Source organism: Pseudomonas sp. S1_E05 (assembly GCF_056337105.1).
Map to the genome: position 1 here is coordinate 2,803,989 of NZ_JBFRHM010000001.1, position 12,698 is coordinate 2,816,686.

Sequence of the window (12,698 nt, forward strand, 5' to 3'; positions counted from 1 at the left end):
GTCGAACCGTCGCGATGGTCGTCAACGATAACGCGGGCTGTCTGATGCCCCGCGGTGCCTGGGCCACCATCGCGAGCAAGGCTCGCTACTCCAGGGGTAACTGGTCAGCGCAACGCAGCAATCGCATCCACCGACTCGCGGATCAACGCCGGGCCCTTGTAGATGAAGCCGGAGTAGATCTGCACCAGGCTCGCGCCGGCGGCGATTTTCTCGGCGGCGTGCTTGCCTTCGGTGATGCCGCCCACGGCGATGATCGGCAAACGACCCGCCAGTTCGGCGGCCAGCACTTTGACGGTGTGGGTGCTCTTGTCCCGCACCGGCGCGCCGGACAAGCCGCCCGCCTCGTCACCGTGTTCCATACCTTCGACGCCAACACGACTCAAGGTGGTGTTGGTGGCGATCACCGCGTCCATCCCGGTTTCGATCAGGGCTTGCGCCACCTGAACGGTTTCTTCGTCCGACATGTCCGGTGCGATCTTGATCGCCAGCGGCACGTGCTTGCCGTGACGCAGCGCCAGTTCCGCCCGGCGCTCGGCCAGGTCGGCCAGCAGTTGTTTGAGCGAATCGCCAAATTGCAGGCTGCGCAGGCCCGGTGTGTTGGGCGAGCTGACGTTGACCGTGACGTAGCTGGCGTGGGCGTAGACCTTGTCCAGGCAAATCAGGTAATCGTCGACGGCGCGTTCCACCGGGGTGTCAAAATTCTTGCCGATGTTGATGCCCAGCACGCCCTTGTATTTTGCCGCCTGCACACGCGCCAGCAGGTGATCGACGCCCTGGTTGTTGAAGCCCATGCGATTGATGATCGCCTCGGCTTCGGGCAGGCGGAAAATTCGCGGTTTTGGGTTACCGGGTTGCGCACGCGGGGTGATGGTGCCAATTTCGACGAAACCGAAGCCCAACTGGGAGAACCCATCGATGGCCGCGCCATTCTTGTCCAGACCGGCGGCCAGGCCGACCGGGTTGGGGAACTCCAGGCCAATGACGTTCACCGGCACGTTTGCAGGCTTTTTGCACAGCAAGCCATTGAGGCCCAAACGCCCGCCCGCGCCGATCAGGTCGAGGGACAGATCGTGGGAGGTTTCCGGAGACAGTTTGAACAACAGTTGACGGGCCAGGCTGTACATGGGCGGCTTGAACTCAGGGCGGCGAAAAGTGCCGGCGATTATAGCCGGCACGGCGCAGACAGGCGACTGCTTTGCTCGGGCTCACGCCGTCGGGGTTTCGCTCAGCGTGTAGGAACGGTCGGTGCGCATCAGGGCGCCGAAAACCAAAGGAAGGTAGATAGCGGCCGACATGAATCCGATGAACAGGTTCAACAGGCCCTGCGGATCTTCGACCTCTGACGTCTGCAAAATGGAAAACATCGCCGGCAGTATCAGTGTGAACGCATGCGCAACCGCCATCCGCTGCCCGCCAATGTTGAACGCCGTATTGGCGCACTGATGCCGGTCAGGTACCTGAGCGCTTGCGAGCACCTTGAGCGTTCTGTCTCGCTCCTGTTCATAACCGGCAACCGGTGGTTCCGGCATCGACGCGCCCGTCAGCCAGTCACAGCTTCTGAACAGCATGTAGACGACGTCATCCAGGACCAGGCCAAAGCTGTCCAGGCTGGTGCGGATCAGATTGGGCATCAATCCACTGCCATTAACCGTCGGGATCAGTTGTCCCACCTGCGCCAGAATGTATTGGGACACACCGTAGATGACCGCCGTCGCCCCGGTGTTCATCCCGCTGGGGGCGGCCGCATTGTCCTTGAGTGGAAACAGCGTGTTGAGCAGGTCCCTGAGCACCGAGTACAACGTCGCCCCCACCATCGCCGGCAGCGTCTCGCTAGCCTTGCCTGTCAGGCGCGACGCGATAAGCCCTCCCACCGTCAAGCTTGCCGTGAGCAAACGCCAGAGGTTCGAAGAAACGCTTCCCGTGCCGTTCAGTCCGTTTCGAACCGCCCCGACCAGGATCAGTGCCGGGCCAATCATTGCCAGCGCTGACACCCACCAGGCCTTGACCGCGTCGGGTGTGTTACCCATTTTCATGGCATCGTCGACGTAATCACGCACGACGTAATTGAGCATTTTCGTCAGCCCGACGATCAATCCGGTCCGCCCGGCGACGTGGGCCAGATTGAGTGCCGGCCCCTTGGCCGCTGCCAGCAAATCCTTGGCGGCTTCGAACAGGGCATTCATGCGCCCGACCGGGGTCTGCTCGGTGGTCAGCCGCTGCGCCTGAACGAACACCGACTCGAGATCGGAGCCTCCAGAGCGCTGGCCATTCCTGACGAAGTCTTCGATGTCTTGTGCGACCTGGGCGTCGATGTGACCTAAGTCAATCGCCTCGAACTCCCTTGCAGCGGCGGCGCCCATCTGCCTCAGACTCGCCGCAAATCGCTTCGATTGAAGATCCGGCGGAAGTTGCGATGCAAGTTCAGAGGGATGGAGCGCCAGCGCCCCCAGCAGAGGCGGGGAAGTGCCTCGCGACTCTGTGGCGTGCGCTGCTGACGGGGGGCAAAGTGCCTAGTACGTTGGTTTCCATTAATTGCTCTCCCTGGCATCGTCGTCCATCGGCTGAAACACATCACGCATGTAGTTCAGCACGGCCAGTTTCATGTTGAAGGCCCGTCCATTGGCACCTTTGATTTCCTTGTAGAGTTGCGACTGCTCCAACCCATCCTCTTTCAGGCGAACCAGCAACTGCTGCGTGACCGTCAACAACGCCTGGGCGTTGGGGTACAGCCGTGTGGTGCCCTCTTCGTCACGCAGCGACTGGAGAAAAACGTAATGAGACTTTTCGCCCCGCCCCTCCATCGCTGACAGGCGCCGATACAGTTCTTCGAAACCGGCCGGCGACTTGTCCAGGGGCGCCCCTGCAGGCTTGCCTAGTGCAGTCATGAGCCGCGACTCGAGGGACTCGACCGCGGTCACCGACCTGGGCGTGTGATAGGTGGGCTCAATCTTCATGGCGCACCTGCGCGCAGAACCCGAAACAGAGGTCCTGCAACAGATCGATGGAAGCTGCATCCAGGCGTCGCACCGACTCGGGCAGGTGGGTCAGCCGCGCCATCAGCAGGGGTTCCAGGCGCTGGCAAACGGCGTTGAGATCAAATTCAAGTAACTGGTCAGCCAGGCGAAACACGTAGCGCTCCTCGGGCCGATAATCGAAAACCAGCGCGCCGGACCACAGCGCCTGCAATCGCTCGCGCAAGGCAGGGCCTTGAGACTTGCAGCGTTCAGGCAACAACACCTGCAAGGGCACCCGGGTATCGGACTGCTCGGCCAGCCAACGCTCGAGCATCTCGTCCAGCCACTCGCCGCGGACCAGTACATCGCGCAGTAACTCGCGTGCAACGCGCGCCAGGTCCTCGCGCAGTTGCAAGCCGAGCGCCCGCGATCCGAGCAAGCCGTTTGCCAGGTCCTGCGCGGCGCGAACGATGCCACTGGCATAGCCTTCGCTGAACGCCTGGGCGCGAATATCTTCAGCCTCGCCACGAGCCTGCTCGACACACGCTCGCGCACGCCGCTGCGCCTGGATTTGCAAGGCCCGTCGCTGACGCGCCGCGACGAGGTCTTCACGGGCGACCCGCGCGTCGCTCGATGCCGGCATATCACTCAGGGTTCGGATAGAGTCGAGCATGCTGCACCGCCAGGAAAAAAAGCGTTGTATCGGCAGCTGCGTCGGGCCACTGCGCATGCTGATCGACAACCGAGGGAGAAAACTGCAAGGGCAGCCGCTGGAACAACGGCGGCGGGATGAACCCGGACAACCCCACCAGCGCGTTGAAACCCGCCGCTTCCACCTGATTCAGCACCGCGCAAGAGCGCTCGAACGGCAGGCGAACGCGAGGACCAGGCCGACAACCGGCAAAGTGGCGCACTGGCGCTGGCAACTGTTGCAAAACCTTGTCCCGGACCAGTTGCGGAAACAGACGCCAGGCCCCTATCAGGCAAGCGATGTAGGGCAACTGCCGCCACGTCCGAATCCACAACTGCGCCACGGCAGTGAGTGGCATCGAAGTCGATGCCTCGGTTGAGTCCATCCCTTCAAGCAGGATCTGGTTGAGTGCGTGTCGCGCCTCTGCATGATTGAACCCGGCCGGCAATTGCAGCCGCTGCGGGTGCAGATAATCCAGCGGTTCGTCGAGAATTCGCCGCAAGCGCTCAGCGCACGACATCGCGCCATCCTCTTTTGGACAGTCGGTAACCGAGCCCAGCGCCACCGGCCAACAGCACAAGCAATGGCATCCAGATCCAGCGCGCATCCTGCGGCGCCGCAACCACCGAAGGTGCGACGTGTTGCGTGGGCGAACGTGCCGACAGCACCACCGAGATGTTCTCGTAGTCGACGCCAGCAAAACTGTTCTTCAGAAAGCGCTTGATGTCGCTGATCAGCAACTGCGGCTCGACATCTCGCTCATGCACGGCCAAGGCCGCCAGGTGAATGGGTGCGACCTTGCGTCCGCCCTCCCCGGCATCCAGGTCGTAACTGATGTGCACCCGTGCCGAGACCACACCCTCAAGAACGGCGATCGATTGTTCCAGGCGCTGCTCCAATGCCGAATACAGCCTGGCTTTTTCTGCTCTGGGGGACGCCACCAACGCATCGCCGGGAAACATATCGGCCACTTGCAGCCGAGGCCGGGAGGGCAACGAATAGAGGTTGAGCAAATCGACGGCGGCGGAAAAATCCGCCTGATCGATCTTCACCGCATAACCGGCTTTACCGGCGTCGACTTTGTTCGCCGCGATGTTGTTGCGTTGCAACAGCGCCAACACTTCATTGGCTTGCTGCTGGTCCAGCCCTTCCAGCAGACTCGGATGGCGACATCCCGCCAGTGCGAGGCACACCACCAACAAACACACACTCGCCCTCATGATGCGCGCAACAATGTTTCAGCGGTGCCCACCGCCTTGCGGACCAACGTATTGAGGAGATTGATGTCGACATTGTATTGCCCCATCCGCTCCTGCAATTGCGACAGCGCTTCGGGGCTGGTGATATCGGGACGTTGTGACAGGTGCTCGATTGCCGCCACCTCCCGCACGCTGTCCACCGCTCCACCTGCGAACGCTTCGATCAGACGATGCTCGAGTGAAACCACCGAACCTTCCTGCGGGCTGCGCAATTGCGTGAAGGCCGCAGGCTCGAACAGCGGTGGAGAAATGCTCTGAACAGTCATGCCGTGCACTCGTGAAAATGGCCATCGCCAGGGGACGATGACCCGTGGAAAAACAATCAGCGGGCCGCCTGGATGATCGCCATGTCGATGTCCTTGAAGCCCTTGACCGTGGTGGTCTGGGCATTGCGGAACACCGTGTAGGACGAGAAGGCTGCCTGGTAGGCCGCCAGCTTCCCGGGATCGGACGCATCGTTCCCGAGATCAGCCAACGCCTTGTCCAGCTCCGTTTTGAGCTTGCTCGCGCCGACTTCGAACGCTGCCGCTTGTTGACCGAGAAAATCATCGACAAAACTCACCGCACTCCCTACGCCAGACATAGGTCACCTCCAGATTCAATTGGGAAAAAACCAGGACGACGTCGTCGTCTTGATGTAGCCCTGTGGGCCACTTTGAAATGACTTGCCCTTGAGCACGTCATCCTTGAGCTCGACAGCGAAATGCACGTAGCGATCACCCCACTGTCGATGAAACGCATCGACGTACTGCCGAGCGGCCGCCAGATCGGCGTCCTGCAAATCCCCGCCGATGGCGAAGGTCACACTGTCGGCATTCCCGACCCGCCTGAAGGCCAGTGCCAGACGGAGCAAGCCCTGTTCGGCCAAGTCGGCAAGCAGCTTGTCATCCTGTACCTGCACCACCACTTCCCGGGCATAGGGAGCCGCCTTGAGCAACACGTCGAGCAGTTGCGCCTGGCGTTCGGGGGTGAGCAGACTGCGCTGCGCACTGAGCAGCAGCCGGGGTTTCGCCGGGTCCCTGAGGTCAAGCGCGTGCCAGGCCAATTGTGGATCGTGGTCGACCAGCAGGCGCTCCAGGCGACGGCGCTCCTGTTCAACCACCAGTACCTGACTGGTCAACGCCGTGTTGCGCATCAACACTTGCCGGCTCCAACCGGCATCGCGCTCGGAGGCGACAAACACGTACACCTTTTGGTCTCGCCCCAGCACGACCTCGATGTCGGCGCCCATAATCAGGCTGCGCACCTGGGTTTGTGGCGCCGGGCCAGACATCGACCAGAAGCCCGACGACGCCATCAGCAGTGCAGCCCCCAGCCCCGCCGCCACCCATTTCGCCAACCGGGCTGGCGGCCAGTGACGATCAGGCGCATTCGTCGAAAGCCCCGGCTGCCCGCCCACCACCTGCAGTGCCCAAACCTGTCCTGCCTCGAGCACGACCATCTGCAAACCACCAATCCGGGTGGCTTGCTGAAAGGGGCAATGCCGGGTTTGCGCGCAGTCGCCGAGAATGTGCAGGGTCACGCCGTTCGGCGCATGCTCACTCAACACCACTTCAAAGTTGCAACCGCCCTGCTCCAGGGGAACAAATATCGCGTCCTCGGGAACACTCACGGCCTGGGCTTGCGTGCCTAACAGATCAAGCGGCGCGACGATGAACAAGGTGCGCGGCGCCGCCAGGGGAAACTCGCAGCCCTGGAGCGGACCGTTCAGGATCCGCAGGACACAGGGCTGTTGAGGGGAGGCTGAGGTCTGTGTCACCAATCAGGTTCCGGGCAGTGAAAGTACCCCCATGCTAGAGGCCCTGCACGTGCGGTTCCTGACCCAATTATGCGGTGACGGTCCTACCCTCATCAGAATTGAACAGAGCGCTGGGGCGACTCGGCAAAACCGCCGGATGACCCGCCGAGACGACGCCGATGATTTGCCCGGGCTCACCGGCCTGGGCGATGCGCGCTCGCAGCAACTTTGCCCGTACGCAATGGGGATCATGGTGCAAGCACCTGTCGAGGCTCTGGATTGCCTGCCCATTACGTTGCCAGAACCAGAGATGCCACCCATGCAGGAAATGCACGTCGGCCTGGTCGGCGGCCAGCAGGCAACGTCGGAACAGCACCTGCGCCGCTTCCTCGCAACCACGCAAGCTGGTGAGCAAGGCAAGCCGTGCGATGGCTGATGTGCTGCCGGGGTCCAGCGTCAGAGCTCTGGCGACCGCCGACTGTGCCAGGTCAATGGCGTCGTCCTGATCGCACAATCCCAGCATCGCCTGCCCCAGCCAGACATCGACCAGGCCACACCAGGCGGGGGCGTAACGCTCATCCAGCTGCAGGCCATGACGGAACTGAACCAGTGCTTCGCGCAGGCTTTGCGGGGTGTGTTGCTGAACGTTGCATAACCCGTTGAGGTAAGCCACTACGGCCGGGTAGGACGAGCACGTATTGGCACAGGGGCGCAGGCCCGGCAAACGCTGGGCAACCAGACGGGTCAATTCGCCAAGCGCCTCTTCCAGGCTCTCCCCGGGCAGCGCCTGTGCATGCAACAGCGCATGATCGCTGCCGCGTATCAACTCGGTCGACCACTGTTGTCCACCCTCACGCTGCACATGCCGCCCTGTCAGGTAAAAGTCCGCCATCAGTTCCTCGACCATACCCCGCGTGTCGACAGGCGGGTCATAGGCGACCATCAAGCTTGATGGAACGACGTGAAGCGCCTCGCCGAATGCCGTGGTCAACTGGCGGATCATTGCGTCCTGCCAATCCAGCGCCAGCGATTGACTCACACCGCGAAACGGCAGGACAGCCAAGGACGAGACCTTGGCCGCTGTCTGTTCGTTAACCCTTAGTGCCACCACCGGGCAAGTGAACCGATAACCCTTGCCGTATACCGTTGCAATGTAATCCTTGTTGTCCCTGAGCAGCTTGCGCAAGGCGTAAATGCAGCGGGTCAACGATTCCTCGCCGGCATCGATCGCCGGCCATGCACAGTCGAGCAGATGATCCTTGGTGATCACCTTGCCCGCCGATGCCAGCAGCAAGCGCAACACACTCAGTTCTTTGGGGGGTACATGGACTCCGTGTCCATCTCGCATCAGCGTTCCGTCGCTTTGCAGTAGCCAGCGGTCAAACACAAATGACCGGCCCGGCTTTTCATCAGTTGCACTGTCCATATTGGAAAACTTCTCTACAGGAAGGTACTGAAACGCAATCGAGCCCGCCGTAGAGCGGGCTCAAGATGACAAGCTGCGTGACTATAGGAAGTTGAGTGCGATGATTCCGCAGGGCGATATCACATCTGCGCGAAAGGAAAGTCGACTGTTGCCGTAGGACAAAACCGTAAAAATACCGTGCCTGTCAGATGTTGAGCATCGCCCTGAGCATCTCCGCATACTGACTCAGGTGCGAAGACAGGATCTTGTTGAAGTTATCGTGGTAGGCATTGGCGTTGGAGTATTTCTGGGTGAAGGATTGCAGCATGTTCTTCAGTCGCTCCTCCTGGGCGTTGAAGCCGGTTTGCCAGGACTGGAACCGGGCGGAATCCCAGGTGACACTGGCCCCCGTCGGCAGTTGGCTGATCATGGTGTTCAAGGGGCTGAGGTCCATGACCACGCTGTAGGTGCCGTTGGTGTTTTTCCTGAGGCTTTCGGCCGGCAGGCCCAGCGCCGCCAGCCACTTTTGTGCCTCTGCCCTGCTCGCGCCGTTGCTCATCCCCGGAGCCGGGAACAATATGGCGGCGGGATTGGGTGGCGAATATTTGCGCACCAGTGTGCGCAACGCTGCTGCAAGCTGCCCCACATCCAGCTTGACCTCCTTGCCGTCCTTCACACCTTCGATCCAGTCCTTCAGCTTGGCGGTGATCGCCTGGTTGAAGTCGCCGAAGAACCGGGTGAAGCCATCGATGATGTGTTGATAGACGGCGAGGTAGCTGTTCTTGATCAGCTCAATCAGTTCGCGCAGTTTGCCGAAGAAATCACCAGGCGGGGCATCACGCCGATCCAAGGCGTCGGCAATGTTCCCAGGCAGTGCAGCCTTGTCGTCCAGTTCGGCCCACACATGCTGTTGAGCGGCAATGAGACGGTCCTGCTCTGCCTCGGGCAGGGTTTGCTGCACATGCGCCATCAGCGTACCCGTCCGGTCCACTTGCTGCGCCCAGATTTGGCCGCGAATGCGTTGACCCTCGAGCTGCTCACTAAACGCGGTGATGTCGGCTTGCGCAGTAGCGCCTGTCAACAACAGACTCGTCAGCTTTTCAGCGGGTGGCTGGACCCTCAGCAGGTTGCCAAGTTGGCGATTGACCCCTTTGCTCGCTTGTTCCAACAGCTGGGCCAGAGGTGGGTCAACCTTCGCTGCTGCGGGTAATTCGGACGGCTGGGGGATGTCGGCGACTTGGTGGGAATCTACGGTCTGGCGATTCTGGGGCGCTATGAAGTCGACAATGTTCATGCAGTTCTCCGATCAGGCCAATTTGCTGATCACGTCTATCCGTGACTGAAACAACTGCATGGCTATTTCCATGAGTTTTTGCAACAACGCGGCATCCGCCGAGTCCTTTTGCGCGACTTCATCGCCCAGGCCTTTTTGCACGCTCTGTGCACTTTGTTGCAGGACCTCCTTCTCCCGCGCGGCGTGCTCGCCCATGCGCACCATGCTCGTTACCACCTGGCTCAGGCTCATCGACATCGCGTTGAGCGCACGGCCGATTTCCAGGCGCTTTTCAATGCCTTTTCCGCTCGCCTGGCTCAGCCAGTCGGACGTTCGCCCGACGTTCTGCGCCTTGATGATTTCACGGTTGAACCAGGCTTGCTCCTGAGCGCTCAACGTCGAGCCCTGGGGTTTGAAATCGACGGTTTTCAGGCGGGCAAAATCATCGAAAGTGGTCACCTTGTAAGGGGTGTCCGGGTTCCAGTCATCGCGAGTGCGCGCCTGCTGCAAGTCACGTTCCAGGGTGCCAGCATCCAGCGAATTGCGCTTGTGCAGATCAACGTCTGCCTGCTTGAGTCCCTGCCCCTGAAAGTTCTTGAGCAGTGCAAAACCGGCGATGGCCCCCGAAACCACTGCGGCCGTGATGGCGCTGTACATCGCGGCCTTGCCCGACTCGACAATCGCCGCGCCCTGGGACTTGGCGGCGTCAGAGGCCATCACGCTGAAATGCCCTCTGAGCTGGGCGTTGGCCACCCGTGCGACATTCAACGCAATGATCGCGGCCACCAGCACGTTGGCGTGCTTCTCCCAGGCGCCGGGGTCGAAGATCAGATCGTTGCGCACTTCATCGCCTGCCGCCAGCGTGGCGGCGAGCCAATCACGCTGATCGGACTCGTTGGGTCGATAGCCGTTGATGGCGCGTGCCAGTTCCTCTGGCGAAGTGTCCGACAACGCTTGCAAAACCTGTCCCTGCCCGACCACCCGCTGGAGGTCCGAGTCATTGGGCGAGAACCGTACTTTGTCCGTGATCGCCGTGACGGGTGACAGGATTGGGGCTGCAGTGCTGGTATTGATGATCATGGAAAACTCCTTCTATCCGTGAATTCAGACGTTGCGGGCCATGCTCAGACTGACCGCATGGCTGCGTTGCTGGTCGGCAAGGACTTGCTCGATCTGTCGGCTGCGGTCCTGCATCGCCTTGCCATAATCCTCGACTACCTGCGTCAGATAGCCCGTAATTTGCTCGTTGATGGCCGTGCGCACCCGCACATCCGCCAGGTGCCGGGCGGCCTGGGCTTGATGCGCACCGCTCTGGACACCCAGCGCTCCCTGCGCACCGACGCCCGCAAACTCGGTGACAGCCTGGGCGATTTCGACCCTGGCCGCGTAACGGGCCAACGTCACCGGGTCCGCACCGTTGCTGACGAAATGGCGCAGTTGGCTGAGCATCTGGGTCAGGGTATTGCCGAGCGAGGACGCCAGTTGCCTGGTGGCCTGCACCGCGGCCGGTGCGGCTTGCGCCACCACCGCACCGATTTTCGACGCGATGGCGCCAAGCATCGGGCCAATCACCTTGATTCCGACCATGGCCGTGAGAACGATTGCGGCGAGTGTGGCGGCGATGCCTGCGATCATGCCGGCGATCTGGCCGATGTCCTTCGCCGTTTTTTCATCGACACCCAAGGCCATCAACGTCTTTGTGTACAGCTCGGTAAACAGCTTCACGGCTTCCTGCATCACCGCCGTCAGCGGCTTCATCACTTCGCCCATGAACGACGTTCCGGTGGCTTGCTTGACCACCTCTTCGGCAATCATGATGGCGGCACCGATCACGCCTACGGCAATCAGCACCGGGTTGACCGTCAGGACGCCCGCGACAATGCTGGCGATGGACACCAGGGCGCCGACGATCTTGCCGACACAGCCCATGGTCTTCTGCAATGCTTCGGCTTTACGGACTTCTTCCAGGTATTTTTCCGACTCAACCTTCATTTTTTCCTGCAACCGGGCCTGCAGTTCCAGCAACAACGCCTGGTTGAGTTCTTCCTTGTTCTGCGCGGCGTCCCCCAGCAGTTCGATGATCTTCAACCGGTTGAGCAAGGCCAGGGCATTGGCGTTGAGCGCTTTTTCATCGGCTTGGCTGATCGACGGGCCAATCACGCCCACCTGCTCCACCTGACGAGCCACGACCAGCAGGGACCGGGCGGCGGCATTGGCGGTCTCGATCAGTTTCAGTTGGGCATCGGTGGCTTTCTCGACCACCCGGGTGGCCTTGGCCAGTTCGGTTTTAACACGGTCGCGAACAGCCGCTTCGTTCACCTGTTCCGAAGAGCCGGGCGTCAGCCCTGCCAGGCGGGTCTCGCTTTCAGCCAATTGCCGCTGCAGGTGTTGAACGCGCTCATGCAAAGGTTCCAACTGTTGTCGACCGAGGTCCACGGCGCCTTCCGCCGCTTCCATCGCAGCCACCGCCGACGTGTATTTGGCCGCCAGTTTTTCGTGGCCCTGTTGCCTCGCGCTCGCCAGGCTTTGCAACATCGTCAACCGGTTTTTCAGCTTGTTGACATCGACCTCGCCGAGCAGCTCGCTGATCATCGCCATGAGCAACGTGAACAGATCACCCTGCGATGCCTTGCTATTGTCGCGGGCCAGGGGCGGGTGCAATTGCGGCCGGCCGATGACCTCGACGGGCGTTCGCGCACCCGCGTCGTATTGAACCGACATCAGGTCCCCCAGCGCTTCCTGGCCTGCCTTGTGGTAATTCACGGCGTCCAGCTTCGTAGGCTTGTCGTCCAAGCGTTCGGAACGGCCAGGAACTGGCGTAAAAACCGGAATGAATGTGCTGTTGATTTCGCTCATGTTCAGTTCTCTTCGATGGGGGCCAGCGTGTCGAGGTACACCTGGGCCTGTTGGCGCAAGTCCTCTTGCGTGGCCTGTTCAAGCACGTACTGGAAACACGACCTGGCCTTGCCAATCTTGCCCAGGGCGAGCTGGCACTGACCGGTGTAGAACATCGGTCGATAGTCGTTGCGGCCCTGGGCGAACGCGATGGCGTACAGGTCGATCGCTTTCTGGTGGTTGTGCTTGAGCTGATGCACCGCCGCCAAACCCATCCAGTAATGGCTGTTGTAAAAGTCGTAGATGCACAGGAAGTGGAAAAACTTCTCGGCATCGTCCAGCCGCCCCTGTTCATAGAACTTGAAGGCGAAGCCATACAGGCCGTCCATGTGTTCGTCGCGAAGTCCCTGCACCTCCTTCAATGTCGCCCCACCCAGGACGGCATCGACGACGTCCATGGCGACCTGTTCGTGTTGTTGCTTGTCGCGACTCATCGGCCACACTCCTGAAAAATTGCCAGCGCTACTGGCCACTGCATTGAGC

General features: G+C 61.0%; 14 protein-coding genes. All 14 read right to left on the minus strand.

Features of this window, described 5'->3' with window-relative positions; translation table 11 throughout:
- Nucleotides 1-104: 104 nt before the first annotated feature.
- The gene (locus tag AB4N33_RS12920; RefSeq protein WP_476458817.1) at nt 105-1,124 is read right to left on the minus strand and encodes a quinone-dependent dihydroorotate dehydrogenase; all 1,020 of its coding nucleotides are present in this window, start codon (nt 1,122-1,124) and stop codon (nt 105-107) included.
- Nucleotides 1,125-1,205: 81 nt separating this feature from the next.
- Nucleotides 1,206-2,360 carry a hypothetical protein gene (locus AB4N33_RS12925; RefSeq protein WP_476457480.1) on the minus strand — a complete coding sequence of 385 codons (1,155 nt, stop codon included), beginning with the start codon at nt 2,358-2,360 and terminating at the stop codon, nt 1,206-1,208.
- A 168-nt stretch (nt 2,361-2,528) separates the two neighbouring features.
- On the minus strand, nt 2,529-2,954 hold the full coding sequence (locus tag AB4N33_RS12930) for a hypothetical protein (RefSeq protein ID WP_476457481.1): 426 nt from the start codon (nt 2,952-2,954) through the stop codon (nt 2,529-2,531).
- Entirely contained in the window at nt 2,944-3,627 is a 684-nt protein-coding gene (locus AB4N33_RS12935) for an oxygen-regulated invasion protein OrgB (protein ID WP_476457482.1), read from the minus strand. Before AB4N33_RS12935 ends, AB4N33_RS12930 begins: the two co-directional genes overlap by 11 nt.
- Nucleotides 3,599-4,165 carry a secretion system protein gene (locus tag AB4N33_RS12940; protein WP_476457483.1) on the minus strand — a complete coding sequence of 189 codons (567 nt, stop codon included), beginning with the start codon at nt 4,163-4,165 and terminating at the stop codon, nt 3,599-3,601. Before AB4N33_RS12940 ends, AB4N33_RS12935 begins: the two co-directional genes overlap by 29 nt.
- Nucleotides 4,152-4,865 carry an EscJ/YscJ/HrcJ family type III secretion inner membrane ring protein gene (locus AB4N33_RS12945; RefSeq protein WP_476457484.1) on the minus strand — a complete coding sequence of 238 codons (714 nt, stop codon included), beginning with the start codon at nt 4,863-4,865 and terminating at the stop codon, nt 4,152-4,154. Before AB4N33_RS12945 ends, AB4N33_RS12940 begins: the two co-directional genes overlap by 14 nt.
- Complete coding sequence (gene sctI / locus AB4N33_RS12950; protein WP_476457485.1) at nt 4,862-5,170, minus strand: type III secretion system inner rod subunit SctI; 309 nt, start codon at nt 5,168-5,170, stop codon at nt 4,862-4,864. Before sctI ends, AB4N33_RS12945 begins: the two co-directional genes overlap by 4 nt.
- Before the next feature lie 56 nt (nt 5,171-5,226).
- Nucleotides 5,227-5,487 carry a type III secretion system needle filament subunit SctF gene (gene sctF / locus AB4N33_RS12955; RefSeq protein ID WP_460116941.1) on the minus strand — a complete coding sequence of 87 codons (261 nt, stop codon included), beginning with the start codon at nt 5,485-5,487 and terminating at the stop codon, nt 5,227-5,229.
- A 15-nt stretch (nt 5,488-5,502) separates the two neighbouring features.
- Nucleotides 5,503-6,663 carry a PrgH/EprH family type III secretion apparatus protein gene (locus AB4N33_RS12960; RefSeq protein ID WP_476457486.1) on the minus strand — a complete coding sequence of 387 codons (1,161 nt, stop codon included), beginning with the start codon at nt 6,661-6,663 and terminating at the stop codon, nt 5,503-5,505.
- Nucleotides 6,664-6,730: 67 nt separating this feature from the next.
- Nucleotides 6,731-8,068, minus strand: coding sequence for a winged helix-turn-helix domain-containing protein (locus tag AB4N33_RS12965; protein ID WP_476457487.1), 1,338 nt, complete (start codon nt 8,066-8,068; stop codon nt 6,731-6,733).
- 184 nt (nt 8,069-8,252) lie between these two features.
- A complete protein-coding gene (locus AB4N33_RS12970; protein WP_476457488.1) occupies nt 8,253-9,341 on the minus strand; it encodes an IpaD/SipD/SspD family type III secretion system needle tip protein in 1,089 nt (362 codons plus the stop codon).
- 12 nt (nt 9,342-9,353) lie between these two features.
- Nucleotides 9,354-10,400, minus strand: a complete 1,047-nt coding sequence (locus AB4N33_RS12975; RefSeq protein ID WP_476457489.1) for a cell invasion protein — start codon at nt 10,398-10,400, stop codon at nt 9,354-9,356.
- A gap of 24 nt (nt 10,401-10,424) precedes the next feature.
- Nucleotides 10,425-12,176 (minus strand): type III secretion system translocon subunit SseC family protein, encoded by a 1,752-nt coding sequence (gene sctE, locus AB4N33_RS12980; protein ID WP_476457490.1) that lies wholly within the window; start codon nt 12,174-12,176, stop codon nt 10,425-10,427.
- A 2-nt stretch (nt 12,177-12,178) separates the two neighbouring features.
- Nucleotides 12,179-12,649, minus strand: a complete 471-nt coding sequence (gene sicA, locus AB4N33_RS12985) for a type III secretion system translocator chaperone SicA (RefSeq protein WP_460116947.1) — start codon at nt 12,647-12,649, stop codon at nt 12,179-12,181.
- Nucleotides 12,650-12,698: the final 49 nt, after the last annotated feature.